Here is a 24,270-nt window from a genome sequence, read left to right on the forward strand (position 1 = left end):
ACCGGGCCACTACTCCCTAGCCGAGATTGATGGTGGCCGCGAGGAACAAGATGCTCGAACCGAGCAGGGTCAGCGTCCCCACGTCGAAGGGTTTGCTGCGCACCGCAAGCAGACCGACCCGCTCGGTCGGCAAGCACAGCCGGAACGCCGCGGCCAGCAACGTCGCGCCACCGAAGAAGAAGGCCCCGCGCCGCCACCGATCGGACGCGACGAAGACCACCGCCACCACGATGACCAGCGTGACAACCACCATCGGCAGATGGCAACGCAGGAATTCCGCCCCCGAACTGCGGCGCACGGTTCGCTGCTCCACGGAAGGCGTATCGGCATCGGTCACGCCCCGATTCTTGCAGACACCCCGAGCGTTGGGAGAAAGCCGCTCGGACTTCACCGATCCGCGGAGCAGAGATGCGGCTTTCGCTGGAGCAGTGACTCAGCGGGCAAGTTGATGCAGTCCGAACCGCACGCCCTGGTCGTCCTTGCAGAAAGCGAATCGGCCGAAGCCCGGCTCCTCGGGTCCGGGATCCTCGGCTTCACCGCCGAGTTCGCGGACGGCCGAGACCGCAGCCTCGATATCCGCGACGCTGAAGAATATGTCGATTCGGCGGTCCTCGTCGTGGTTGTGTAACCCGCCGCGGATACCTCCGGTTTCGAGCCACGCCTGCCCATCCTCACCCATCGGGTGCGGTGTCCAACCGAGAAGCCGCAGGTAGAACTTCTGAGCGCGCACCGCATCGGGCACGCCGATCTCGAAAAAGGTCGGTTCACCGGTCATCGTGGTTTCCTCCGCAATCGAATTTGCTGGACAGCACCGACGCTAGGCCCGCGATCCGCGACCGTCTTGTAAAAATGTTCATCGAACGGCGGGGGCCGGTGCTCCCGGCAAGTTGTGCTGCGCTGCCGCCCACTCCCGCGGTGAGCATCCCGCGAGTTCACGGAAATCTCGATTGAAATGTGCTTGGTCGTAATAGCCGCACGCCAAGGCGATCGAGGTGAGCGATCGGTGGCCCGGCTCGGCGAGTAGCGCCATAGCGCGATCGAAACGAAGCACCCGCGCGGCGGCCTTGGGTGTCAGACCGACTTGGCTGCGGAAACGTTTCGCCAATCGAGCACGACTCCAGCCGATCTCGGTCAGTATTTCGCCGATGATCGCGGTTCCGCCGGTGCGCTGCAACCGATGCCAGGCGAACGCGACCTCGGCGTCCGGCTCGGGCCCATTGGTCGCGGCGCGCACGAACATCGAGTCGAGCAGGTCGAACCGATGCGCCCAATCCGGCTCGGAGGCAAGGCGTTCGGGCAACTCGCGACCATCCCGGCCGAACAGATCTTCGAGGCTGACCACGCGATTGCTCAGTTCGTCCATCGCCAGGCCGGACATTCGATACAACCCGAGCGGCGTCAGCCGCACCTCGATACAGTGCTGCTTACCCGCGTGCAAGGTGGAGGTCGGCCCCTGGCTCATGCCCGCGCCGAATGCTTGCCACACCCGCGGCGACCCGTGTTCCGCCACATCGGCTACAAGCAGTGGATCATCGAATTCGACGATGAGCACCGGTTCGGCACCGGCCACCTCGCTACGCTCAACGGGTTGGTAGGCACATTCGCGAAATTCCGAATACTCGCGCGCGATCCCGGACAGCGCAACGTCGGCCGGGGCCGCCACCGCCTGCCAGGCCACTCCGCCCGTAGTCCCGCGCTCATACTGTGCCCGGTTCCGCATGACTCCATCGTGCTGCAGATCGATTTTCCCGGCCACACCGTTCGCGCCCTCGGCACAGACCACACGGTGTACACCCAGTGGTGATCGGCGCGGTCAGGACCCGTCACCCGGTTCCGCTCCGACTGCTGACCGACTGACCGACGCGGTCGGTGGCTCTCGGCCCCTGATCAACTGACACCTGTGTTCCATCTGATGTTCCACGAGCCGTGCATCAGTCTCCGCAGAACGGGCAGCTACCGCTCATCAACGTCAAACGAGGTTGCTGCTCCCGGTCACGACATGAATAGTGGCAAGCCACTAAAATCGGCGCTATGACCGCAGCGCACGACTACGACGACCTGCATCGTTTGGTCGATCGGCTCACGCCTGACCAAGCGCATGCGTTGCGCGCCGTGGCGCTGCAGTTGGTTGTCACGGATACCGCCCAGCGCGATCAGACGGCCGAGCCGGTCGGCGAGCGGCGCAGGCGCCTCTCATTCGCCGGTTTGATGCACGCAGAGCCCGATCTCGCTGCGAGGTCGGAGGAGTTGCTCCGCACTCGCAGAAGTGTGCTACTTCTTGGAGACTCGTGTCGGGCCGTCTGCTGAGGCCAAGTTCCTGGAATCGATAGCCAACGAAGAAATCGAGCTTGTTGAACTCACGCGAGCCGATCTCCTACGAATGGCCGAACTGGTTCGAAAATACGCCGACTTCCCACTGGGAGCCGTCGATGCTGCGGTCCTTGCGGTCGCCGAACGACTCGACGTGGACGAGGTAGCAACCCTGGATCGCCGACACTTCCACGCTGTCCGGACCCGTCACCCCAAACCCCTCCGGCTACTGCCCGAGTGACCAACGCCCTGTCGGATCGCACCGTGCAACCTGGTTGACTGGTCCGCTGTGTTCCACTTGATGTTCCACGAGCCGTGCATTCCGCCGAATACCGGCAACGCGATCCGGTTGGTCGCGGGGACCGGGTGTCATCTGCATCTGATCGAGCCGTTGGGGTTCGAGCTGTCCGAGCCGAAGTTGCGCAGGGCCGGGTTGGACTACCACGATCTGGCGTCGGTGACGGTGCACGCGAATCTGGCGGCGGCGTGGGCGGCGCTGCGCCCGGAGCGGGTCTACGCGTTCACCACGCAGGCCACCACCCGATTCACCGATGTGACGTACCGCGAGAACGACGTGTTGCTGTTCGGAACCGAACCCACCGGACTGCCGGGGGAGGTGCTGGCGGACCCGCACATCACCGACCGGCTGCGCATCCCGATGCTGCCCGGCCGCCGCTCGATGAACCTCTCGAACGCGGCGGCGGTAACCGTCTACGAGGCATGGCGCCAACTCGGGTTTCCCGGCGGGGTCTAGCCCGCCCGGCCCGCCGAATGTCGGAACGTGGCGGCGGTCGATGTACGAGGCATGGCGCCGGCTCGCTTTCCAGGAGGCGGCCAGCCTGCGCCCAACCCTGTGAAGTCTGGGCCAACTCGGGTCCCTGGGAGCGGTGTGAGCCGCGGACTGCGCAGCTACCATGGCTGCATGTCCCTTCCACGCGCTGAGCGGCCGGACCTCCCGGATTACATGACCTGGGAGGAGTTGGAGCGTCTCCCCGAGGAGATCGCAGAACACATCGAGTTGTGGAAGGGGCGGGTGGTCTGGGTGCGGCGTGGTCCGGGTGAACACCAGATCTTCACAGCCCGCATGTGGACAGCGCTCGAACGCAGCGCCCGGAAGGACATGTCAGCCAACCCACAGCACTGCTGGCGAGCCAACCTCGAGACGAACGTCTTCTTCGGGCCCAATGGCAAGTCCGACTTCGTGACACCAGACTTCCTGGTACACCGCTGCCTCGAATCCCCCTATCAGGACGTCCGCGCCGCCGACGTCCTGTTGGCCGGCGAGGTAATCTCCCCGTCCAACACCCAGACCGACATCGAGGCGAAGAAGGGCCGCTACGCGAGCGCCGGAATACCCTGGTACTGGGAAGTCTCGCTCGCCCGCGAGGCGAGCGCCATTGCCACCGTCCGTGCGTACGGACTCGAGACCGGGCACGCCCACCTGCCGGATGGAGTCCATCCGCTCCGTGCGGCCAACTACCTCGTGGTCGGCGAATGGACCCACGACAATCCGAACGGTGTGGAGATCGACTTCCCCTTCCCCATCTACATTCCCTGGGCGGAACTGGAGTACTGATAGCCCGAGTCCGCAGCCCGCCACCCACCTCAGCGAGGTGAGGCAGGGTCTCAGATGTCGACTTCGAAGCGTTTGAAGCGCGAAGTGGTCCCGGCGATGAGGCGCACGGCGGACTTGGGCACTCCGTAGTACTCGGCGAGCAGCTCGATGGCCGCCTTGTTGGCTTTGCCCTCGACGGCGGGCGCCCGCACATACAGTTGCAGGCTGCCGTCATCGAGGGTTTCCACCAGCGGGCCCTTACGGCTGTTCGGCTTTATCGTCGCCCTTACTACTGTCGACACCCTTCTCTCCTGCGCTGGGTTCCGCACCTTCCGAGGAAGCGGCGCTGGGCGCCGATTCTTCCCCACGCGGTGCGGCCTTCCCACGCCGCACCAGCCGCGCGGCGGCCCACAGCACCGCGGCCAGTACCGCGAGGAAGCCGAGCCACGGAATGGCCTTGCCGCTGAACACGACCGCGTCCTGCAACCAGTCCACCAGCGAGTGCCAACCGGAGACGATGCCGTCCCAGAAGCTGTCGGGGTCGTCGTCGGACTTCTTTTCGTCGGTGGTGATGTCGATGGTCAGCGTGGACAAGGCAACCTGATCGTCCAGGCGCCGCTTCTGCGCGGTGAGGCTGTCCAGCTCGCCCTGGCGGCTGGACAGCGCCTGCTCGGCGGCGATCAGGTCGGACGTGTTGGTGGCGCCTGCGATGAGCGCGCGCAGCCGGTCGACCGAAGTCTGCAGCGCCTTGATCCTGGCGTCCAGGTCCTCCCACTGCATGGTGACGTCGTCGCGGTTGGTGGTGACCCGGGTGACCTGGCCGACACCGCCGAGTCCCGCGATGAACGCATCGGTCTTGTCGGCGGGGAGCCGGACGATGAGTGTGGCGCTCGGCTCGGAGTCGTCGGTGCCGGGCTGTTCGGTGCGGCTGTCGACCCGACCGCCCGCGTCGCGCACCCGGTCGATGATCGCTCCCGCCGCGGCGATCGGTGCGTCGGCGGTGATCTCGACGCTGCCGGTGACGACTTCCTTGCGCGCGGTCATCGGTTCGCCGCCCGAGTTGTCCCGTTTGGGTGGCGCCTGCTCCCGGAACCCGGGAGGCACGACCGCAGGGGCGGGACGGGTGGCTATGGATGACGATCGGTCCAGGCCGGGTGTCGCGTTCTCGTCGTCACCGCAGCCGGCGAGCAAAGTCAACCCCAGCACGCCGACGCACAGCACAGCAAGCTTCCTCATGCCTGGCACAGTAGCGTTTGCGCTTCGTGTTCAACGGAAGTCGCGCGACTTGGATCCCATTCGCAGATCCAGGCGTTGCAGATGTTCGGCGACAACACTCACCGAGCCCTCGGCATTCTGCACCCGGCCACGGATGAGCAGGGCCGTCGCGCCTTGGGCGAGGCGGCGGTAGCGACTCCACAGACCTACCGAGCAGACGATGTTCACCATGCCGGTTTCGTCCTCCAGATTGAGGAAGGTGACGCCCTCCGCGGTGGCTGGACGCTGCCGGTGCGTCACCGCGCCGCCCACCAGGACGCGGGAGCCGTCGGGCACCTCGACCAGGCCGGCCGCCGGGATGACGCCGAGGGCGTCGAGCCGCGGACGCAGGAACTGGGTCGGATAGCTGCTCGGGGAGACACCCGTTGCCCACACGTCGGCGGCGGCCATTTCCAGATCGCTCATCCCGGGCAGGGCGGGCGCGGTGGTAGCCGCGCCCGTCCCGGGCAGACGATCCGGACGCTCGCCCGCGGCGGCGCCCGCCGCCCACAATGCTTCGCGGCGGGTGACGCCGAGACTGCCGAGCGCACCCGCGGTGGCGAGCGATTCCGCTTGGGCGACAGTGAGTTCCACCCGCCCGGTCAGGTCGAGGAAGGAAGTGTAGGGCTGCTCGCCCCTGGCGGCGACGATGCGTTCGGCGATGTCGTCGCCGATCTGGCGCACCGCGGCGAGCCCGAGGCGCACCTCGCTGCCCTTCGCCTCGAGAGTGGGTTCGGCCCGGCTGGCGTTGACGTCGGGGCCGTGCACCACGACGCCGTGCCTGCGCGCGTCGGCGACCAGCGACTGCGGTGAGTAGAAGCCCATCGGCTGGGCGCGCAGCAAACCCGCCGAGAACGCGGCGGGATGATGCAGCTTGAACCAGGCCGAATAGAACACGATCGAGGCGAAGCTCTGCGAATGACTTTCCGGGAAGCCGAAATTCGCGAAGGCGTAGAGCTTCTCGTAAATCCGGTCGGCGACCTCGCCGGTGATGCCGTGCCGCTCGCGCATGCCCCGGTAGAGCCGTTCTCGGAGCCGCTCCATGCGTTCCGGGGAGCGTTTGGAGCCCATCGCGCGGCGCAGCTGATCGGCCTCGACGGCGGTGAATCCGGCGACATCGACGGCCATCTGCATGAGCTGCTCCTGGAACAGCGGCACGCCGAGCGTGCGTTCCAGCGCATTCTGCAGTGCCGGATGGTCGTAGCGGACGTCCTCCGCCCCGTTGCGCCTGCGGATGTAGGGATGCACCGAGCCGCCCTGGATGGGACCGGGACGGATCAGCGCCACCTCGACCACGAGGTCGTAGAAGCTGCGCGGTTTCAGCCGGGGCAGCGTGGCCATCTGCGCCCGCGACTCGACCTGGAACACGCCCACCGAGTCCGCGCGCGACAGCATCTCGTAGACCTCGGGTTCGGCCAGATCGAGTTCGTGCAACTCGACGGTCTCGCCTTTGTGCTCGCGCACCAGGTCGATCATGTAGTGCAGCGCGGAGAGCATGCCGAGGCCGAGCAGGTCGAACTTCACCAGATCGATGGCGGCGCAATCGTCCTTGTCCCATTGCAAGACGCTGCGGCCGGGCATGCGTGCCCACTCCACCGGACAGACGTCCGCGATCGGCCGGTCACAGATCACCATGCCGCCGGAATGAATACCGAGATGCCGCGGCAGGCCCTCGATATCGGCGGCCAGCTCCAGCACCTCGGCGGGGATGTCGGTGCCGGTCTCGGCGCCGACGTCGGTCCAGCGGCTCACCTGCTTGCTCCACGCGTCCTGCTGACCCGGCGAAAACCCCAGGGCCCGTGCGGCATCGCGCACCGCGGACTTGCCGCGATAGGTGATCACGTTGGCCACCTGCGCGGCGTACTCGCGGCCGTACTTGCGGTAGACGTGCTGGATCGCCTCTTCGCGACGGTCGGATTCGATGTCGATGTCGATATCCGGCGGGCCGTCGCGCTCCGGGGAGAGAAAACGCTCGAACAGCAGCTGGTTGCGCACCGGATCGACGTTGGTGATGCCGATCGCGTAGCAGACCGCGGAGTTGGCCGCCGAACCGCGGCCCTGGCAGAGGATGCCGTTGTCCTTGCAGAAGCTGACGATATCGTGCACCACCAGGAAGTAGCCGGGGAACTCCAAGGCGTTGATCACCGCGAGTTCGTGCTCGATCTGCTGGTACGCCTGAGGGTTTCGCGTCGGATTCCCATAGCGCTGCGCGGCCCCGGTGAGGGTGAGTTCGCGCAGCCAGGATTGCTCGTCGTGTCCGGCGGGCACATCGAACGGCGGCAGTTTCGGGGCGATCAGCTTCAAGTCGAAGGCGCATTCGCGGGCCAGCGCCGCCGCGTTCGCCACCGCCTGCGGACAGTCGGCGAACAGTCGCGCCATCTCCGCCCCGGACCGCAAGTGCGCACCGCCCACGGGGCCCAGCCAGCCCGCGATCTCGTCCAGGCTCTGCCTGGCCCGGATCGCCGCGAGCGCCATGGCGCGACGGCGCTGGCTCGGCGCGGCGAAATGCGCTCCGGTGGTGGCGAGCACGGGCAGGCCGAGACGATCGGCCAGGGCGATGAGGTGGGCGTTGCGCTCGTCGTCCTCGGGGATGCCGTGGTGGGTGAGTTCCACGCTCACCCGGTCGGCGCCGAAGCGGTCGGTGAGCTCGCGCAACGCGGCCTCCGCGTGTTCCAGACGGGTGTTGCCCGTGCGCACGTCGAGTTCGAGCGCCTGGCGGAGATGTCCCTTTCGGCAGCCGGTCAGGATGTGCCAGTGGCCCTCCGACGCGGCGGTGAGCGTGTCCAGGTCGTAGCGCAGGATGCCCTTCTCCCCCGCGGCCAGGTGCGCGGCGGCGACTTGCCGGGAGAGCCTGCGGTAGCCCTCCTGGCCGCGGGCCAGCACCAGCAGATGCGGCCCGGCCGGGTCCGGCGCGCCGGTGCGCGGCGCCGAATCGGGGGCGGCGGCGTGTCCGTGTTCCGTGCCGGGAACGCGCGGTTCGGCTGGCACACCGAGCGACAGTTCGGCACCGAAGACCGTGGGCATCCCCCATTCCTTGGCCGCCTCGGCGAAGCGGACGGTGCCGTAGAAGCCGTCGTGGTCGGTGAGCGCGATCGCCGCCAAGCCGAGGCGCACCGCCTCCTCCACCAGCTCCTCCGGATGGCTCGCCCCGTCCAGGAAGCTATAGGCCGAATGCGCGTGCAATTCCGCATATGGCACCGGCGGTTCGTCCGCGCGTTCCACCGGTCCGGGCCGGTACTCCCCGCGCTTGCGCGACCATGGGCCGTCGCCGACGTCGCCCGGGTACATCGCGTCGGGGTTCGTCCGGCCGGGCCGTCCGGACAGCACCCGCTCCATCTCCGCCCAGCTCGGCGGACCGTTGCCCCAGCCCAAGACACACCTCCTACCCTCGAACATACATTCGAAGAATGGCGATGTACAGGCAGGTCAGGGACTTGGGAGACGTTCGATGGACCCGGCGGCCATGGCGTTCTCGACCCGGCGGAGGCGTTCCCTGATGAGCGCGCCGTAGGCGTCGGAGGCGAGGACGTCGAGATGCCCGCGGGCAATGGCCAACTGCATTCTGGCCACTTCGAACTCGCCGACGCGGCGATGGCTGTCGGCCAGGTTCAGATACAGCGACGGGAGGAAACCGCGCAGACCTTCGTCGAGCGGCACGCCGGGCCCGAACACCGCGGCCAAGGCGCGTTGATCCCAGCGCAGCGCCTCGGCGGCCTCCTCATGGAGGTCTGCGAGATGATGGGCGATCACGCAGCGGTGCAACACTTCCGCGCGTTCGCCGAGTTCGTTCCAGAGCTTTTCCAACGCCCGCCGCCCCGCCGCCGGGTCGACGCCACCGAGCCGCACCGCGGCAAACACCTCCGCCATCCGATCGTCCGACATGCGCTGAGTATCGCACATATGTTCGAACGTTTCGAGGGTTGTTCGAACCGTTTCGCACCCTCGAAACCCTCGCGCGCATTGGGCTCTCGAACACGCCGACGGACCCGCCGGACGACGAGAGCCGTCGGCCCCAGACATGACCAGGACCACTTGGCAGTGAACTTACTTCAGAGTAAGTTAATCCCGACCAGACCTGCAAAGGAGCAGCGAATGACCGACGCAGAGACTGCCGACCTGCGCGGGCAGGTCCGGCACCGACGCCGAAACCGCGATCTGGCCGGACGGCATGTCCTCATCACCGGAGCGTCCTCCGGAATCGGACGGGCGGCGGCGCTGGCCGTCGCGGGCAAGGGCGCGACGGTGTTCCTGCTCGCGCGCCGCGGCGACGAACTCGACGCCGTGGTCGACGAGATCAGGGCCGCGGGCGGCTCGGCCTACGGATATGCCTGCGACGTGACCGATTCCGACTCCGTCGACAAGGTGGTCGACGCCGTCCTGGACGAACACGGCCACGTCGACATGCTGGTCAACAACGCGGGACGTTCCATCCGCCGCGCCATCCACCGCTCCACCGACCGGCTGCACGACTTCGAACGCACCATGGCGGTCAACTACTTCGGCGCGCTGCGGCTGACGCTGGCCCTACTGCCGCAGATGCGGGAACGGAAGTTCGGGCACATCGTCAACATCAGCAGCGCGGGCGTGCAGGTGGCCACACCGCGGTTCTCGGCGTATCTGGCCAGCAAGGCGGCGCTGGACAAGTTCACCGAGGTGGCCGCGATCGAAACGCTGGCCGACGGCGTCACGTTCACCACCATCCACATGCCGCTGGTGCGCACACCGATGATCGCTCCGAGCGGCGACCAGGGTCCGTCCGAATCCCCCGAGTGGGCGGCCGCGACCATCGTGCGCGCGCTGACCGAACGGCCCAAGCGCATCGACGTGCCGCTGGGCACCATCGCCGAATACGGCGCCCTGCTCACTCCGAAGATCCGCGACCGCATCCTGCACCGGTACTACCGCGCCCTGCCCGATTCTCCAGCCGCCAAGGGCGAAGAGAGCACACCCGCCGATCAGCAGACCGAACCCGCCCCGCTTCACACGCCGCGCGCCCAGTCGACCGCTCGCCGCGTCACCGGCACCGCCTTGCGCCGGGCGGCGCGCTGGGTACCCGGCACGCACTGGTGAATCCGCTGGTCTCACGGAGTGAGCGATTGGATGTCGTCCGCGATCAGGGCCGTCACCGCTTTCGGCGCGGCATTGCAGCTGGCCTGCCGGGGAGCAAGGGCCTGTGGGCGGACGGTGACGCGCCAGCGATGGCCGTCGCGATGGCTGACGATCGCGGCGCCCGCGATGGTGGCTTCGGCGGAGCTGGACTCGACCGTGAGGTCGTCGGCGAGTGCCGAAATGTGTTCGCGCACAGCTATTTCGGCGACCTGCTCGATCGGCCGATAGCAGCTGCGGCCGCGCAGACCGGTCATCGCGACCTCGCCACGGCGGGCTGCCTCGACCACCTCGGCGGCCCCCTCGGCGTCGAGGCGACCGTAGGTCAGACCATGAGGCAAGAGCACCATCGCGGGCGCGAACCGGTGCCCGCCGGTGTGCGAGCACTCCCACACCTGCCCGGGATACTTCTCGGCGAGGTCCGCGGCGATGGGGCGGCCGAGGAGCGCGCAGCATTGGTCGCGCCTGCCGTGGGCGCAGACCAGGACGAGCGGATCATGTACGGGTACACCGATTCCCGGCGGCGGACCGTTCAGCAGCTGTAGGTCGAAATCGAGCAGCTGGGTCAGGTCGGTGATCTCGAGCCGCTCGCACCACGGCTCCTCCCGGCGTGAACTCGCCAGCAGAACCGTTCGGGTGCCGGTGAATCCGGTGCGACCTGGGCGGCGGATCAGGGTCGGCCGGACGTGCGCCGCCGCGGTGCGCGCCGCCAGCTCGGCGGTGATCTCCGGCCCGAGCACTTCGTCGCCGAGCACGTCCCTGCCCCAGGCGCCCGGGTGCTCCACACAGAGCCAACCGCTCACGTGGGTCGCGGTACCAGGCAACGGAACATCGACCGCCGCGGCCGCCGAGCACGGCATTCCCTCGAAGCCGCTCATCGGCATCCGGCATACACTGCGGACCTCCGGCACGACACGCCCGCGAACCCGAGCGAGGCGCCGCCCGTCGTTTTCGTCGCGAATCCGCCGCTGACCTGGCAGTCGTCCCTCGGACGTGCGCGGAGGGCCGGTGCGTCGGAGAACAGCGGACGGTCGTGCGCGGACATGCCCTCACTCTAGGATCCGGGCATCGCACGCCCCCGCTCAGCCCGCCAGGAACGGCCGAACCGCCGCGGCGAACTCCCGATAGCGGTCGCGGTGGATGCTGTGACCACAGGTGAACGTAGTCACCGTGCAGTCCGGTATGGCGGCCTGCAGGACGTCCAGCTTCGCCGGATCGATCATGCCGCCGGGACCGCCGCAAAGCACCAGCGTCGGCGCGGTGATATCGCGGAGCCGGTCCCACCACTCCGGGTTCGGCTTGCGGAACTGCTCCAGCGCGGTCTTCGTCATGGAGCGGTCGAAGGCGAGCACCGCGCGCGGGTGCCGGGCCAGGCTGGAAGTGGCGTGCCACAGCTCGGGCACGGTGGGAAAGCGACGGGTCAGGCGCAGTTCCTCGGTGCCGGACTGCAGCGGAAGCGGGCATTCCTCGATGACCAGCCTGCGCGCCAACTCCGGCCGCTCTTGCGCGACGCACGACACCGCGTAGCCGCCGAGCGAATGCCCGACCAGATCCACCGCGGGCAGCTCCAACTCGTCGCAGAGCCGCAGCAGATCGGCGCCGAAGTCATCGAAGCGGTAGGAATCCGTGTGTGAGCTACGGCCGTGCCCACGGAGATCGGGGATGATCACTCGGCGTCCGGATTGCACCAGGACGCGCGCGAACCGATCCCAGGTGTATCCGTCACCGCCCATGCCGTGCACCAGCATCACGGGGATGTCACTGACCGCGCCGATGCCCGAATCCCGATAGGCGATCCGCACGTCGCCGAATGCCACCTGGCCCACCGTCAGATCCACGACGAACGAGAATACTGGGCGTCATGCACTCGACTCGTCCGGTGTAGCGCGGATCACCCGAAGGGGCTGCGGTGCAGTGCCAGTAAATACCTGGCGCGGCGGGCGGGCGCGGGAGAATACTCGCCGCATGCCGTCCTTCGCCGATTTCGACCGTCGTGGCTACCGCACCGTCGACGTGGCCACCGGATACGACGGATGGGCGCCGACCTACGAGCAGACGGTGCTCGACGAGATGGATCTCGCGCTGCTGGGTCGACTGCGGCTGGATCTCGGCGGCGTTCGACGCGCGGCCGACCTGGGCTGCGGCACCGGGCGAACCGGAACCTGGCTGCGGGAACACGGGATCGCGCACATCGACGGCGTCGACATGAGCCACGGGATGCTGGCGTTGGCCGCCGAACGCGGGGCACACACCACGCTGACCCGGGCGGACGTGCGAGCCACCGAACTGCCGGAGGGCGCCTACGACCTCGTGATCGCCTCGTTGATCGACGAACACCTGCCGGAGTTGGCGCCGTTCTACACCGAGGCATGGCGCCTTGCCGCTCCTGGTGCACGATGCGTATTGGTCAGCTACCACCCGCAATTCATCATGGTGTCCGGAATGCCGACGCACTACACGGGCGTCTCCGGCGAGCCGGTGGCGATCGAGACGCACCTGCACCTGGTCAGCGAGCACTTGTCGGCGGGCCTCGCCGCCGGTTGGGTACTGACCGAGGTCGCCGAAGCGCTGATCGACGACGCGTGGCTGGCCCGCAAGCCGAAATGGGCTCACCTGCACGGACATCCGTTCACCCTGGCGACGGTGTGGTCGCGCCCAGCGTGAACTATGCGACCACGCGCCGACCGAACACCGGTTCATGGTTCATTACTTCCAGCGGGTTTGAGTCTCGTTGAGACACAAGCGATAACGGCGGCCGGTCAACACATCCCGAACCCTGGCCTTGGGCACCGACAACCCTGACAACAGACCCTGGCATTCAGTCGTAAAGTCCTTCGGCGCACCAGGTTTCGTTGTAGTAAACCAGCAGGAGTACTCGACTTTCGGCGATCGCCGACCGCCGATCGGGGGCGGCGTCGAGCTGTACCTGGGCGCGGGCGGTGAATTCGGCGGGGGCGTCGTCCGAATCCGGCGCCCACCACCGTTCGTCCACCGGCCATGGTCCCGCCCAGCCGGTGAGCCGCCACTGTTTGCTTCCCCAGCGCAACAGGGCGGGGTCGGCGTCGAACATGGCGCGGTCGGTGACCTTGACGAGAGCACCATCGGCGGCCTCCAGCCGCACCAGCGGACGGTTCAGCAGGATCACGGCGGGCGCGGGCTCGGGTAGCCGGCCCGGCCAAGGCTGTGTGGGATCGGTCGCGGGAACGAGCTCGTCACCCAGCGCGACCATGGTGATGCGTTCGGCGGGGCCGCGTCCGCCGCTGAGCACGCCCACCCGCACCGCTTCCCCGCCGAGCAGGCCCTGTACTCGGACCAGCGCGCGGCGGGCGCGCTCGTCCTCCTCGCCGACCCCGCCCCACAACCCGAGTTGCAGCGCGCCCGCCGCGACCACCTCGACGGGTTCCAGCCGCAGCACGATGATCGGTGCGGTGGGCCGGGCGCCGTCCCGCCGGGTGAGCCACCCGTCCAACTGCCAGCGCACCCGGTCCGCCGTGTCCTCCGGCGTCAGCGGCTCGGCGCACCGCCAGATTCGCGAAAGCTCCTCTCCCGCCGCGGTTTCCGCGAGTACCGAGAGCCTGGTGCAGGCCAGCCCGGCACCCGCCAGCTCGGTGTGCAACCGGGTGGCGAGCAGGCGCCCCGCGAAGGCGGCGGCATCCACCCGTTCGATCGGCGGATCGCAGCGGTACTCCACCACGAGATCTGGCGGCGGCCGCCGCGCGGACGGTGGACGCTCCGGTTCGGCCCTGGCACAGCGATGCGCGAGCACGGCGTCGGCGCCGAACCGGGAGGCGACCTCCGACGAGGAGAGCGCGGCGAAATCACCGACGCGTCGTAAACCCAAGCGGTGCAACAGGTCGACCAGGTCGGCGCGCTCGGGGGCGGCCAGGCTCGGTTCGATCGCGAGTTCCCCCACCGGCAGCGGCGCGAGGAACCGCGCTCCCGCGCCCGCGGGCACGATCGCGGCGCGGCGAGCGGCGATCACCGCCGTGGACAGCTCGTCGGCGATCCCGACCTGCGCCTCCGCACCGGCCGCGGCCACCGCGTCGATCAGACGCACGGCCGCGGTCTCCTCGGACCCGAAGAACCGCGCCGCGCCGCGTGCGCCGAGCACGAGCAGTCCGGGGCGCAGCACTTCCACGCCGGGCATCGTCTCGGCGACCGCGGCGACCACCGGCTCGAACAGTCGCGCGTCCCGATCCGGATCCTCCTGCGCGAGAAAAAGTTCGGGACACCGCGCCTGCGCCTCCCTGCGCCGCAGCCCGCGACGCACCCCCTCGGCTCGCGCGATCGCCGAACACGCCACCACCCGGTTTGCGAACAGCACCGCCACCGGCCGTGTCGCGGGTAGTCCCGCCGTCGCCGCCGCGGCCACCGCGGGCCAATCCGGACACCACAAGGCAAGCACCCGCTTCGACCCCCGCCGAGTCATGGTGCCGCACCGCCTTCATGCCGCGTCTTCCCAGCGCAAAGGCGACCTACACGCTCCAGCGTCCTGCCGTCGCTCACGACACCGCCTCTTGCGTATCGATGGCTTCGACTGTCCGAGCGGGCTTTTCGCGCAGCACCCACTCCACGCGGCCCGCGTTCGGGCACAGGTCCAGCCGCCCGTGTCGTGGCGGTCCTGTCTTGCCCCGCACCTCGACCGTCACGCCGAGCGAACGCAATCGTCCGCGCCCGCGGCCGAGACCGGCGTACCCCGCGATACGGGCGTCGAGCTGGAGGGACGCTCCTGGCCAGCGGCCGTCGGCGACCACGAGGGTGGCGCCTTTGGCGCGGGCGCGGGCCGCGATCACCCTGCCGCGGGCGGGCGGAACGGCGCCGCCGCCGAGCCCGAGCACGACGAGGTCGAGCCCGTCGAGCAGCACCGCGGCCACCTCCACCGGGTCGGGGCCGGGGTCGGCGATCACGGCAAGCCGCCGCAGCTGTGCCCCCATCTCCACCGCGGCGAGCAGCCCGAGCCGGGGCATTCCGACCACCGCGGCATGTCCGCCATCCTCGGTCACAGCTGCGAGCAACCCGGCCAGCAGGGAACTCGCCCCGGTGTACGCCACGACAGATCCCTTGGCCAAGCCACCATCGGGCAACAGTGGCGCGAGCGCTGCGGGCACCGGCAACGCCTCGGTGCGCCGCCCGGCACCGAGCCCGCCTCGCCTCGCCGTGGCCGATTCACCGCGCCCAGGTACCGCGGCTATGCGTCTGCGCAGCTCAGTCAACGAGGGAGGGTTCTCCCGCCCGTCGCCGCGCGGCAGCGAGCCCCGATTCACCCCCTCCTGCGATATCGCATCCGAACCCATCACAACCACCTACTTCCGACGATGGACCCGAGGCGAAGCATGCGGAGCAGCCCTCGCGATTGAGCAGCAGCACCGATCCAGCTATCGATCTGTATCGAATATACGTTCGATACCGCCTCAGTAGAAACCGACCCCCAGGTTTCGTCAAGGATCCACGGCCGGTTTCTCCACAAGCGGTTGCCGGACGTGATCGAGGAGAACCGGCCCGGAGAGGCGGGGGAGATCAGGCCAGCTAGCCCTCTTTTCCGCTACCCTCGCACCCGTGACCGAACGCGCTCGTCCCACTGTCGGCCCTCAATACCTCGTCGCAGGCCGTTACCGTCTCCAGTCGAAGCTGGGTGGCGGCGGCATGGGCGCCGTCTGGCTGGCACACGATCGGCTGCTCGACCGGGACGTCGCGATCAAACAGGTCCTCACCACGGCTGGACTCGACGAGGCGGAGGCCAACGCGGTTCGCAACCAGATCATGCACGAGGGCCGGGTCGCCGCGAAACTCTCGCACGATCATGCGATCGCCGTGTACGACGTGGTGCTCGAGGCCGGCGAACCCTGGCTGGTGATGGAGCACCTACCCTCGCGCAACGTCGCGAAAGCGCTCGCGCTGGTCGACACGCTCCCGCCGATCGAGGTCGCGCAGATCGGCGCACAGGTCGCCGACGCGCTCGCCGCCGCACACGCGGTAGGCATCGTGCACCGAGATATCAAGCCGGGCAACATCCTTGTCGCCGATCGCGGTCCCGGCGTCGGCATGGCCAAACTCAGCGACTTCGGCATCTCCCGCGGTGCGGGCGATCTGTCCGACGAACCGGACGGCGTGATCACCGGCACCCCGTCCTACCTGCCCCCCGAAGTGGCGCGCGGCGCACAGCCGACCAAGGCCAGTGACGTGTTCTCACTGGGCGCCACGCTCTACACCGCGATCGAGGGCCAGCCGCCGTTCGGGTTCCACGAGGACAGCGACGTCATCGTGCAGCGCGCCGCCATGGCGCAGATCATCCCGCCGAGCCGCAGCGGCATGCTGACTCAGGCGCTACTGCACATGATGGAGCCCGCCCCGCAGCGTCGCCCGACCATGGCCGAGGCGCGGGACGAAATCCTCACGGCCGCTTTCGGTCCCGGCACCGGGCCGTACATCATCGGCGCGCCCGTCCGCACCGAGGACGGAACCATCCCGCCCTGGGCGGCGCGCAATTCGGCATCAGGCATCCGCAGCCCGCACTCCACACCGCTTCCCCGCCCGCACCGCAACCACGCGGGGGCGACCGCCGTCACACAGACTCAGCGCGCCAGAACTCCCCAGCCCAGCAACGCCCCGCTGGCCATTGCGGTGGGCCTGCTCATCGGCCTGATCATCATCATCGCGATCATCGTCGCCGTCCTCTGAGGTCGCGAGGTAGCCGCATGACGGGCGCGGCGGCACAACAGTATGCGAATGGGAGTCAGTCGATACGGCGGCGATGGGCCCAGCGGGTCAGGGCATTACGGTTGGATTGCTGGGTCTTCCGCAGCACGTTGGAGGCGTGGGTTTCCACGGTCTTGACGGAGATGAACAGGGATTCGGCGATCTCCCGGTAGGTGTAGCCGCGGGCGAGCAGGCGCAGGACCTCCAGCTCGCGCGGTGTCAGCGAGTCCAGTTCGGGATCCAGCGGCGGCTCGGGGACCGGGGACTTTCCGGTGAACGAGTCCAGGACGAAGCCGGCCAACCGCGGACTGAAGACCGCGTCGCCGCCCGCCACCCGGCGAATGCCGTCGGCCAGTTCGGCTCCCGAAATCGTCTTGGTCACATACCCTCTGGCCCCGGCCCGGATCACCGCGATCACGTCCTCGGCCGCATCGGACACACTCAGCGCCAGACACACCGGCCCCGACTCGATACCGGACAGCACCGCGACGCCGCCGCCCTCGGGCATGTGCACGTCGAGCAGGACGACATCCGGGCCCGCCGCATTGATCCCGGCGACCGCCTCGGCCACGCCACCCGCCTCGCCGACCACCTCCATATCGGTCTCCCGGCTCAACTCCGCGCGCACGCCCGAGCGAAAAACCGCGTGATCATCGACGAGAAAGACCCGCACTGCCCCGCCGTTGCGGGCCTTCGGGCCGGGCAGTTCGTGGGACGAGGATTTGCGTTCAGGTCCTGCGTTGGATGCCACTCCCCCGCCTCTCCATGTCTTCAGTACCACTGCCACCTTAGCTATCCGCCGGACTCGTCACCTTCCCGGCCGCAGCGGCTGTTCTGGTACCGGTTCGGACATCACCGTGGCGGATACCGGCGAATCCTGGGGTGTGGTGGTAGCGTCCGTTTCGCCATCCTGTCCGCCGGAATCGCTGCGCGGCATGATGATCCGCACCTCGGTACCGCGGCCGGGACCGGACAGGATCTCCACCTGACCGCCGCGGCGCTCGATCCGGCCGCGGATGGATTTGGCCAGGCCACGGCGATCCTCAGGTACGGACGCGAGGTCGAATCCGTCGCCGCGGTCGCGGACGAAGACGCTCACCTGGTGCGACTCGGTCTCGGCGAACAGGTCGATCTCCGGGACACCCGCGTGCTTCGCGGCGTTGACCAGCGCTTCCCGGCTCGCGCCGAGCAGCGCGGTGAAATGTTCCTTCGGCAAACCGGCCCCGGAGCCGTCGATGTCCATCGACACGTCCCCCACGGTCACCGGCGCTACCTTCACCCCGTGCTGGTCCTCCACCTCGCCCGCGATGGTGCGCAGGGCCGCGGCAAGACTGGACTGGGCCGGACCGGAATCCTCGAACAGCCATTTGCGCAGTTCCCGCTCCTGGCTGCGGGCCAGCCGCACCACCTCCTGCGGGTCGTCGGCCTGCCGCTGGATGAGGGCGAGCGTCTGGAGCACCGAATCGTGCAGGTGCGAGGCGATCTCCTCGCGTTCCTCGTTGCGGATGCGGGCGGAACGCTCGGCGTTCAACGTGCGCATCATGCGCAGCCACAGCGGAACCGTCAACAGCCCCGCGCCGATCAGCGTGACCGCCACCGCGAGCAACGCGGATCCGAGCGAACTCAGATCGATCCTGGCCAGCACCACCACACCGAGCCCGACCACGATCAGCGTGGCTCCGGCGACGATGCGCGACCAAGTCACCGCCGATGGCCGCGCGGGCAGCCCGAGCAACGAGCGCGGACCGTCGACGTCGTACTCCCGCCACACCAGCGCAGCGCCAACCGCCACCACGACGATGGGCGCGATCACCTTCGCCGCCGTACCGCTGAACACCCACGACACGGCGACCGCGAGCCCGAGCCCGAGCAGGGCGAGCCCGATCGCCTGCCGCCGCTCCGCACCGGAGGGCTTCGCCTGATCCGAGCCACCCGGCGTGAAGATCCACAGCAACCCGTACGCCGCGATACCGGCCCCCGCCAGGGCGGACAGCATCACAAAGGCCATCCGCACCTTGAACACGTCGATACCGAGGTGATCGGCCAGACCACCCGCCACCCCGCCGACGACCCGGCCCCCCGATCGGCGCACCATCCGCGCCTGCGGCGGCCCGGGCACCAACGCGGGCGCGGGCCCGCGAGCAGCGTCGAACCCCCGAGTGTCGAACGCGGGAACAGACGGGTACATGTCTTCGATACTGGCACGAGTACCGGACGGCCAGCTATCGGGAATCACCCTGATCTCACCCATGGCACCGCGTCGAGCAGGACCGAAGCCTGGTCGTGCCGGGTCCACCGCCGTTCGATCGATGGATTCCCCAGGGAGAATCGCCGAAGTGGCCGCCAGTAGAAGATGCCGGCGTGTTGCTCGAATCGACATGTGCGCCGATAGGCGGATCATAACGATCGACAATCTCGACAGTATGCAGAATGTTCCATGTAACCGAACAGTTGCTCAATCAGTTGATCAGTCCAAAGTGCGCCAGATATTTTTCAGGGTTCCCCCCGATGTGCCGACCCATGGGTCGGGCCCACCATGGGAAACATGACGAAAACCAGCTTCGGCGATCAGCTCCAGCAGATGTGGCAGACGCGGCCTGTGCGGTTGCCGCGGCAGGGCCCGATCGCGGGCGTCGCGGCGGGGTTCGCGCGCCGCTACGACATCGACCCGGTGCTGGTTCGCGTCGCGTTCGTGGTCTCGACGATCTTCGGCGGCGCGGGCATCGTGCTCTACCTGCTGGCCTGGCTGCTGCTGAGCGCGTCGGGTGACCAGGCGTCGGCGGCCGAGTCGCTGGTCGGCAAAGGACACAGCTCGCAGTCGCAGACCAAGAGCATCGTGTTGATCGTTGCGCTGGCCATCGCGGTCAGCACCATGGGTCCGGTCGGCGTCGGTCTCGGCGGGTCCGGCCTGATCAGCCTCGGACTGATGCTGGCGGGCTGGTGGATGCTGCACCTGCGCACGCCCATGCCGCCGCCGGGCACCACCGAAGCTTTCGGCGGGTTCGCCCCGGACGGCGGGATCACCGCCACCGGCTATCCCGGCGCGGTCTTCCCGCAGGGAACGCCCCGCACCGTCGGAGACATGTACGTGCCGCCGAGCGCCATGTACACGCCATACACCAAACTGCCGGATTCGTACGTGCCGGAGACGCAGGCGCGAGTCGCTGACGGCGATGCCGAGACGGTACTGCTGGACAAGGACGTGGCCGACCAGCAAGGCAGCGACGCCGCGGCCGTGGTGCTCGACAAACCCGCCGCGAATCCGACGTCCGATCAGGCCGGGAACACCGTATCGGCAACCGCGCAAACCGGACCGAACGCATCCACCGGTGACGAAACGGAGGCACCTCTCAGCGGCCGTGCCGACCTGGCCGCGTCCATCGGCGACCGGTCCGAATCGAGCACGTCCATCGAGAACACCGGACCGAGCGCGGGCGCCGATCGGAGTTCGTTCACGATCGATGCAGGTGGAGGCCCCAGCACGCCGCACGCCGCGGCCGCGCGCCCTGCGATCGCCCGCAGCGCCACTCCACCGTCCTGGGATCCGCTCGGCGCCGCCCCGCTCGCCTGGGACCTCCCGGAACCCGTACCCGCCCGTACCCTCGCGGCCCCACCACCGAAGCGTCCTCGCTCGCGGCTGACCCCGGTGGTGATCGGCCTGGCCATCCTGGCGGCGGCCGGCGCGGGCGCGGCGGCGGCCTCAGGTGTGGAGTGGATGACGCCGGGGCGGATCGGCGCGGTGGCACTGGCGGTGATCGGTCTCGGCCTGGTACTGGGCGCGTTCCTGCGCCGTGGCTACGGCCTGCTTGTACTCACTGCACCGCTCGCCGGGTTCGTGCTGCTCGCCTCCGCCGTCGGCCCGATCGACTTCGACCGCGGCGCGATGGGCGACTTCACCTGGACGCCGACCTCCGTCGCCGAGCTGGAGCCGCAGTATCAGGTGAACATGGGCACCGGCACGCTGGACCTGCGTTCGCTGAAACTGACCGAGAACCGCACGGTGGACATCGACGCCCACATGGCCGAAGTCCGCGTGCTGCTGCCGACAGACATGACGGTCCGCACCGACTGCACGGCGTCCATGGCCGAGGCCATCTGCGACGACGGCATCAGCGGCCCGAACACTCCTGGCACACCGGTGCTCGAATTGAACGTCGACATCCGGCTCGGAAACGTGGAGGTGCGGCGTGGCTGACACCGAGAAGAACAACCCGACCGAGTCCCGCCGCGGCCCCGCCGCCTCGCTGCTCATCGTCGGACTGCTGGCCCTTGCAGTGAGCGTGTGGGCTTTTGTCGGTCCCTCGTCCTTGGCCACGGCCAGCATGCTCTCGATCGGTTGGAGCGTGGTGCTCGCGGCGATCGTCATCGGCATCGTGCTGGTGATCTCCCCGCGCAAACGTCCGTGACCATCCGGCCGCTACCCGAAAACGAATGGCCCGTCCACGAAGACGGGCCATTTCGCTACTGGGACAGATCGCCGACGGCGGCCCTGCCGGTCATCTCGAGATCACCCGGCCCGGATTCGATCACAGGCCGCCGGATCACGGGATGCAGCACGAATCCTCCTGCCGCACCAGCGATGACGAGCGGCAGCCAGACCGTACTTCCCATTGCCGTTGTACGACAGGAGAATCCAATGAAGCCCGATCAGACCGAGCCCGCCCGGCCCGCACCACCGAATCCCCGCACCAGACCTCACCTCTGCACCACCAACGGAGCGCTCCTGGGCTACCTGGTCCTGCACAGCGCCACTTGGCACCGGCCGCGCTGACCCGTTCACACACCCCATACCTGGCAGCCGAGAACCCGAAGACCGAGAATTACTCCCACTCGATGGTGCCCGGCGGCTTGCTGGTCACGTCGAGGACCACGCGGTTGACTTCCGGCACCTCGTTGGTGATTCGGGTGGAGATGCGTTCGAGCACCTCGTAGGGCAAGCGGGTCCAGTCGGCGGTCATCGCGTCCTCGCTGGAAACCGGGCGCAGCACGATGGGGTGGCCGTAGGTGCGGCCGTCGCCCTGCACGCCGACGCTGCGGACCTCCGCCAGCAGCACGACGGGGCATTGCCAGATCTGGCGGTCCAGACCGGCCGCGGTCAGCTCCTCACGGGCGATGGCGTCGGCGCGGCGCAGCGTCTCCAGGCGATCCGCGGTGACCTCGCCGACAATCCGGATGGCGAGACCGGGCCCGGGGAACGGTTGGCGGGCAACGATTTCCTCCGGCAGCCCCAATTCGCGGCCCACCGCGCGGACCTCGTCCTTGAACAGCAACCGCAGCGGCTCGACGAGCTCGAACTCCAGGTCGTCGGGCAGCCCGCCGACATTGTGATGGCTCTTGATATTCGCGGTGCCGCTGCCACCGCCGGACTCCACGACGTCCGGATACAGCGTGCCCTGCACCAGGAACTCGACCTTCGGCGTCACGCCTTCCGCGTCGCCGTGCTCGAGGACCACCTCGCCCACCGCATCCTCGAAGGATCGGATGAACTCCCGCCCGATGATCTTGCGCTTCTCCTCGGGATCGGTGACGCCCTTCAGCTCGCCGAGGAACTTGTCCACCGCGTCGACGGTGACCAGCTTGGCGCCGGTGGCGGCGACGAAATCCTGCTGCACCTGCTCGCGCTCCCCCGCCCGAAGCAGGCCGTGGTCGACGAAGACACAGGTCAACCGGTCACCGATGGCGCGCTGCACCAACGCGGCGGCGACCGCGCTGTCCACACCGCCGGACAGCCCGCAGATCGCGTGCCCGTCACCGACCTGCTCACGCACCGAGACGATCAGCGACTCGGCGATGTTCGCCGGAGTCCACGTGGACGGAATGCCCGCGAGCTCGTGCAGGAACCGGCTCAGCACCTGCTGACCGTGCGGCGAGTGCAGCACCTCGGGGTGGTACTGCACACCGGCCAGACGACGCGCGCGATGCTCGAACGCGGCGACCGGGGCGCCCGCGGTGGTGCCGGTGACCTCGAAGCCCTCCGGCGCGTCGGTGACCGCGTCGCCGTGGCTCATCCACACCGGCTGAATGGTGGGCAGGCCGCCGTGCAGCAAACCGCCATCGATATTGAGTTCGGTGCGGCCGTACTCCCGAGTGCCGGTGTGCGCGACCGTGCCGCCCAGCGCCTGCGCCATCGCTTGGAAGCCGTAGCAGATGCCGAAGACCGGCAGACCCAGCTCGAACAGCCGCGAATCCAGTTGCGGTGCGCCCTCGGTGTACACGCTGGCCGGGCCGCCGGAGAGGATCACAGCGAGCGGTTGCTTGTCGGCGATCTCCTCCACGGTCGTGGTGTGCGGAACCACCTCGGAGAACACACTCGATTCGCGAACCCGCCGTGCGATCAGCTGTGCGTACTGGGCTCCGAAGTCGACGACGAGGACCGGTCTCTGGATTTGTGCCACCCACCCAGTTTAGTGAGCGGCGAAACGAGCGAATCATCGGCACAGCGTCCTCGAGCACGAGCGAGTCGGCCGACCGAATCGTCCCGCTACCCCCGCCCCGCTGGTTATCCTTCTGCTCGTGCCCTTCGCCCGCGCGATCGATGCCGACATCCACTACGAGGACAGCGGCGGGGACGGCCCGGTGGTACTGCTGGCGCACGAGTTCTTCATGGACCGCACCATGTTCGCCTCCCAAATGGCCGCGCTCGCACCGGAATTCCGGATCGTCTCCTGGGACGCCCGCGGCCACGGCCGCACCAGGGACGAGGGCCTACCGTTCACCTACTGGACCGCCGCGCGCGACGCACTGACCGTGCTCGATCATCTCGGCGCCGAACAGGCCGTGGTCGGCGGCACCGCGCAAGGCGGCTTCACGGCGTTGCGCACGGCGCTGATCGCGCCGGAGCGGGTCTCCGCGCTGATCCTGATCAGCACCGAAGCGCACGGCCCGACGCCCGAGCAATCCACCGCCACCCAGAAGTTCCTCGATCGGTGGTACGACGACGGCTCCCGCGAACGCGCCGCGCATCAACTGGCCACCTGGCTGATCGGCGACGACGAGTGGTACCGCACCATCTGGACTCAGCGTTGGCTGGTGCGCGACGGGCGCGGCATCGAGGCCGCCGCGGGTTGCCTGCTCAGCCGCGATTCGGTGCTGGATCGGCTCCGCGAAATCGCCTGCCCCGCCTTGGTGATTCATCCCACCGACAGCGGCATGGACCGCGAGCGCGCCCAGCAGCTGGCCCGCGGGCTGTCCGGCGCCACCTTCGTCGAGATCGCGAACGCGCGACTGGCCGTGACGATGACCCATCCAGAGCCGGTGAACCACGTGATCCAGCAGTTCCTGCGCACCAGGACGAAACCGACCCGCAAAACGAAACCGACCCGAGTGCGGTGAAGGGCCGAAACAAACAC

General features: G+C 68.5%; 25 protein-coding genes. 10 read left to right on the forward strand and 15 right to left on the reverse strand.

Annotated features, from left to right (window positions below; translation table 11 throughout):
• Nucleotides 1-16: 16 nt before the first annotated feature.
• From OHA40_RS10755 to OHA40_RS10765, 3 genes are all read right to left on the reverse strand, one after another.
• Nucleotides 17-253, reverse strand: a complete 237-nt coding sequence (locus tag OHA40_RS10755; RefSeq protein WP_330234127.1) for a DUF3017 domain-containing protein — start codon at nucleotides 251-253, stop codon at nucleotides 17-19.
• 180 nt (nucleotides 254-433) lie between these two features.
• The gene (locus tag OHA40_RS10760; protein ID WP_330232909.1) at nucleotides 434-775 is read right to left on the reverse strand and encodes a VOC family protein; all 342 of its coding nucleotides are present in this window, start codon (nucleotides 773-775) and stop codon (nucleotides 434-436) included.
• Between the two features lie 78 nt (nucleotides 776-853).
• Nucleotides 854-1,720 (reverse strand): helix-turn-helix domain-containing protein, encoded by an 867-nt coding sequence (locus tag OHA40_RS10765; protein ID WP_330232910.1) that lies wholly within the window; start codon nucleotides 1,718-1,720, stop codon nucleotides 854-856.
• 546 nt (nucleotides 1,721-2,266) lie between these two features.
• Here OHA40_RS10765 and OHA40_RS10770 point away from each other — a divergent pair.
• The 3 genes from OHA40_RS10770 to OHA40_RS10780 all read left to right on the forward strand — a co-directional run bounded on the left by OHA40_RS10770 (nucleotide 2,267) and on the right by OHA40_RS10780 (nucleotide 3,886).
• The gene (locus OHA40_RS10770) at nucleotides 2,267-2,551 is read left to right on the forward strand and encodes a PIN domain-containing protein (protein ID WP_330232911.1); all 285 of its coding nucleotides are present in this window, start codon (nucleotides 2,267-2,269) and stop codon (nucleotides 2,549-2,551) included.
• Between the two features lie 48 nt (nucleotides 2,552-2,599).
• Nucleotides 2,600-3,064: a tRNA (cytidine(34)-2'-O)-methyltransferase gene (locus OHA40_RS10775; protein WP_330232912.1), complete on the forward strand. Its 465-nt coding sequence runs from the start codon at nucleotides 2,600-2,602 to the stop codon at nucleotides 3,062-3,064.
• Between the two features lie 168 nt (nucleotides 3,065-3,232).
• A complete protein-coding gene (locus tag OHA40_RS10780; protein WP_330232913.1) occupies nucleotides 3,233-3,886 on the forward strand; it encodes a Uma2 family endonuclease in 654 nt (217 codons plus the stop codon).
• Nucleotides 3,887-3,936: 50 nt separating this feature from the next.
• Here OHA40_RS10780 and OHA40_RS10785 read toward each other — a convergent pair whose 3' ends face one another.
• Genes OHA40_RS10785 through OHA40_RS10800 form a run of 4 tightly spaced genes read right to left on the reverse strand, consistent with a single transcriptional unit; the run spans nucleotide 3,937 to nucleotide 9,001 of the window.
• Nucleotides 3,937-4,167: a DUF167 domain-containing protein gene (locus OHA40_RS10785; RefSeq protein ID WP_330232914.1), complete on the reverse strand. Its 231-nt coding sequence runs from the start codon at nucleotides 4,165-4,167 to the stop codon at nucleotides 3,937-3,939.
• Nucleotides 4,124-5,101 carry a DUF4349 domain-containing protein gene (locus OHA40_RS10790; protein ID WP_330232915.1) on the reverse strand — a complete coding sequence of 326 codons (978 nt, stop codon included), beginning with the start codon at nucleotides 5,099-5,101 and terminating at the stop codon, nucleotides 4,124-4,126. Before OHA40_RS10790 ends, OHA40_RS10785 begins: the two co-directional genes overlap by 44 nt.
• A gap of 30 nt (nucleotides 5,102-5,131) precedes the next feature.
• Nucleotides 5,132-8,491, reverse strand: a complete 3,360-nt coding sequence (locus tag OHA40_RS10795; RefSeq protein WP_330232916.1) for an error-prone DNA polymerase — start codon at nucleotides 8,489-8,491, stop codon at nucleotides 5,132-5,134.
• Nucleotides 8,492-8,545: 54 nt separating this feature from the next.
• The gene (locus OHA40_RS10800) at nucleotides 8,546-9,001 is read right to left on the reverse strand and encodes a hypothetical protein (RefSeq protein ID WP_330232917.1); all 456 of its coding nucleotides are present in this window, start codon (nucleotides 8,999-9,001) and stop codon (nucleotides 8,546-8,548) included.
• Nucleotides 9,002-9,211: 210 nt separating this feature from the next.
• Between OHA40_RS10800 and OHA40_RS10805 the strand changes: the two genes are divergently transcribed.
• The gene (locus OHA40_RS10805; protein ID WP_330232918.1) at nucleotides 9,212-10,189 is read left to right on the forward strand and encodes an SDR family NAD(P)-dependent oxidoreductase; all 978 of its coding nucleotides are present in this window, start codon (nucleotides 9,212-9,214) and stop codon (nucleotides 10,187-10,189) included.
• A gap of 11 nt (nucleotides 10,190-10,200) precedes the next feature.
• Here the strand turns inward: OHA40_RS10805 and OHA40_RS10810 are convergent, their stop codons facing one another.
• Both OHA40_RS10810 and OHA40_RS10815 read right to left on the reverse strand, forming a co-directional pair.
• Nucleotides 10,201-11,103 carry a sucrase ferredoxin gene (locus OHA40_RS10810; protein ID WP_330232919.1) on the reverse strand — a complete coding sequence of 301 codons (903 nt, stop codon included), beginning with the start codon at nucleotides 11,101-11,103 and terminating at the stop codon, nucleotides 10,201-10,203.
• A 204-nt stretch (nucleotides 11,104-11,307) separates the two neighbouring features.
• Nucleotides 11,308-12,063 (reverse strand): alpha/beta fold hydrolase, encoded by a 756-nt coding sequence (locus tag OHA40_RS10815; RefSeq protein WP_330232920.1) that lies wholly within the window; start codon nucleotides 12,061-12,063, stop codon nucleotides 11,308-11,310.
• Between the two features lie 127 nt (nucleotides 12,064-12,190).
• On the opposite strand from OHA40_RS10815, the gene OHA40_RS10820 reads away from it, so the two are divergent.
• Nucleotides 12,191-12,889: a class I SAM-dependent DNA methyltransferase gene (locus OHA40_RS10820; protein ID WP_330232921.1), complete on the forward strand. Its 699-nt coding sequence runs from the start codon at nucleotides 12,191-12,193 to the stop codon at nucleotides 12,887-12,889.
• A 154-nt stretch (nucleotides 12,890-13,043) separates the two neighbouring features.
• Here the strand turns inward: OHA40_RS10820 and OHA40_RS10825 are convergent, their stop codons facing one another.
• Entirely contained in the window at nucleotides 13,044-14,654 is a 1,611-nt protein-coding gene (locus OHA40_RS10825; protein WP_330232922.1) for a DNA polymerase Y family protein, read from the reverse strand.
• A 73-nt stretch (nucleotides 14,655-14,727) separates the two neighbouring features.
• Nucleotides 14,728-15,519, reverse strand: coding sequence for a hypothetical protein (locus OHA40_RS10830; protein WP_330232923.1), 792 nt, complete (start codon nucleotides 15,517-15,519; stop codon nucleotides 14,728-14,730).
• A gap of 262 nt (nucleotides 15,520-15,781) precedes the next feature.
• Here OHA40_RS10830 and OHA40_RS10835 point away from each other — a divergent pair, with 262 nt between their 5' ends.
• Nucleotides 15,782-16,903: a serine/threonine-protein kinase gene (locus OHA40_RS10835; protein ID WP_330232924.1), complete on the forward strand. Its 1,122-nt coding sequence runs from the start codon at nucleotides 15,782-15,784 to the stop codon at nucleotides 16,901-16,903.
• Nucleotides 16,904-16,958: 55 nt separating this feature from the next.
• Here OHA40_RS10835 and OHA40_RS10840 read toward each other — a convergent pair whose 3' ends face one another.
• Together OHA40_RS10840 and OHA40_RS10845 are read right to left on the reverse strand one after the other, a co-directional pair.
• Complete coding sequence (locus OHA40_RS10840; protein WP_330234128.1) at nucleotides 16,959-17,594, reverse strand: response regulator transcription factor; 636 nt, start codon at nucleotides 17,592-17,594, stop codon at nucleotides 16,959-16,961.
• Nucleotides 17,595-17,729: 135 nt separating this feature from the next.
• Nucleotides 17,730-19,109 carry an ATP-binding protein gene (locus OHA40_RS10845; protein WP_442943980.1) on the reverse strand — a complete coding sequence of 460 codons (1,380 nt, stop codon included), beginning with the start codon at nucleotides 19,107-19,109 and terminating at the stop codon, nucleotides 17,730-17,732.
• Nucleotides 19,110-19,466: 357 nt separating this feature from the next.
• Between OHA40_RS10845 and OHA40_RS10850 the strand changes: the two genes are divergently transcribed.
• Together OHA40_RS10850 and OHA40_RS10855 are read left to right on the forward strand one after the other, a co-directional pair.
• Complete coding sequence (locus OHA40_RS10850; RefSeq protein WP_330232925.1) at nucleotides 19,467-21,116, forward strand: PspC domain-containing protein; 1,650 nt, start codon at nucleotides 19,467-19,469, stop codon at nucleotides 21,114-21,116.
• Complete coding sequence (locus tag OHA40_RS10855; protein ID WP_330232926.1) at nucleotides 21,109-21,327, forward strand: hypothetical protein; 219 nt, start codon at nucleotides 21,109-21,111, stop codon at nucleotides 21,325-21,327. The genes OHA40_RS10850 and OHA40_RS10855 overlap by 8 nt, the downstream gene beginning before the upstream one ends.
• Nucleotides 21,328-21,382: 55 nt before the next feature.
• Here the strand turns inward: OHA40_RS10855 and OHA40_RS10860 are convergent, their stop codons facing one another.
• Nucleotides 21,383-21,532 (reverse strand): hypothetical protein, encoded by a 150-nt coding sequence (locus tag OHA40_RS10860; protein WP_330232927.1) that lies wholly within the window; start codon nucleotides 21,530-21,532, stop codon nucleotides 21,383-21,385.
• A gap of 25 nt (nucleotides 21,533-21,557) precedes the next feature.
• On the opposite strand from OHA40_RS10860, the gene OHA40_RS10865 reads away from it, so the two are divergent.
• Nucleotides 21,558-21,692 carry a hypothetical protein gene (locus tag OHA40_RS10865; RefSeq protein ID WP_330232928.1) on the forward strand — a complete coding sequence of 45 codons (135 nt, stop codon included), beginning with the start codon at nucleotides 21,558-21,560 and terminating at the stop codon, nucleotides 21,690-21,692.
• Nucleotides 21,693-21,741: 49 nt separating this feature from the next.
• Here the strand turns inward: OHA40_RS10865 and guaA are convergent, their stop codons facing one another.
• Nucleotides 21,742-23,316, reverse strand: a complete 1,575-nt coding sequence (gene guaA / locus OHA40_RS10870; RefSeq protein ID WP_330232929.1) for a glutamine-hydrolyzing GMP synthase — start codon at nucleotides 23,314-23,316, stop codon at nucleotides 21,742-21,744.
• Nucleotides 23,317-23,434: 118 nt separating this feature from the next.
• Between guaA and OHA40_RS10875 the strand changes: the two genes are divergently transcribed.
• Nucleotides 23,435-24,253, forward strand: a complete 819-nt coding sequence (locus OHA40_RS10875; RefSeq protein WP_330232930.1) for an alpha/beta fold hydrolase — start codon at nucleotides 23,435-23,437, stop codon at nucleotides 24,251-24,253.
• The last annotated feature ends 17 nt before the right edge of the window (nucleotides 24,254-24,270 follow it).

It is taken from the genome of Nocardia sp. NBC_00508 (assembly GCF_036346875.1).
Lineage (GTDB): Bacteria > Actinomycetota > Actinomycetes > Mycobacteriales > Mycobacteriaceae > Nocardia.

Coding starts and splice junctions, on each gene's coding strand:
- OHA40_RS10800 (WP_330232917.1), bottom strand. CDS start 9,001: ATGTCGGACGATCGGATGGCGGAGGTGTTTGCCGCGGTGCGGCTCGGT.
- OHA40_RS10755 (WP_330234127.1), bottom strand. CDS start 253: ATGGTGGTTGTCACGCTGGTCATCGTGGTGGCGGTGGTCTTCGTCGCG.
- OHA40_RS10790 (WP_330232915.1), bottom strand. CDS start 5,101: ATGAGGAAGCTTGCTGTGCTGTGCGTCGGCGTGCTGGGGTTGACTTTG.
- OHA40_RS10810 (WP_330232919.1), bottom strand. CDS start 11,103: ATGAGCGGCTTCGAGGGAATGCCGTGCTCGGCGGCCGCGGCGGTCGAT.
- OHA40_RS10760 (WP_330232909.1), bottom strand. CDS start 775: ATGACCGGTGAACCGACCTTTTTCGAGATCGGCGTGCCCGATGCGGTG.
- OHA40_RS10830 (WP_330232923.1), bottom strand. CDS start 15,519: ATGGGTTCGGATGCGATATCGCAGGAGGGGGTGAATCGGGGCTCGCTG.
- OHA40_RS10845 (WP_442943980.1), bottom strand. CDS start 19,109: ATGTACCCGTCTGTTCCCGCGTTCGACACTCGGGGGTTCGACGCTGCT.
- OHA40_RS10865 (WP_330232928.1), top strand. CDS start 21,558: ATGAAGCCCGATCAGACCGAGCCCGCCCGGCCCGCACCACCGAATCCC.
- OHA40_RS10820 (WP_330232921.1), top strand. CDS start 12,191: ATGCCGTCCTTCGCCGATTTCGACCGTCGTGGCTACCGCACCGTCGAC.
- OHA40_RS10860 (WP_330232927.1), bottom strand. CDS start 21,532: ATGGGAAGTACGGTCTGGCTGCCGCTCGTCATCGCTGGTGCGGCAGGA.
- OHA40_RS10850 (WP_330232925.1), top strand. CDS start 19,467: ATGACGAAAACCAGCTTCGGCGATCAGCTCCAGCAGATGTGGCAGACG.
- OHA40_RS10780 (WP_330232913.1), top strand. CDS start 3,233: ATGTCCCTTCCACGCGCTGAGCGGCCGGACCTCCCGGATTACATGACC.
- OHA40_RS10825 (WP_330232922.1), bottom strand. CDS start 14,654: ATGACTCGGCGGGGGTCGAAGCGGGTGCTTGCCTTGTGGTGTCCGGAT.
- OHA40_RS10805 (WP_330232918.1), top strand. CDS start 9,212: ATGACCGACGCAGAGACTGCCGACCTGCGCGGGCAGGTCCGGCACCGA.
- OHA40_RS10765 (WP_330232910.1), bottom strand. CDS start 1,720: ATGCGGAACCGGGCACAGTATGAGCGCGGGACTACGGGCGGAGTGGCC.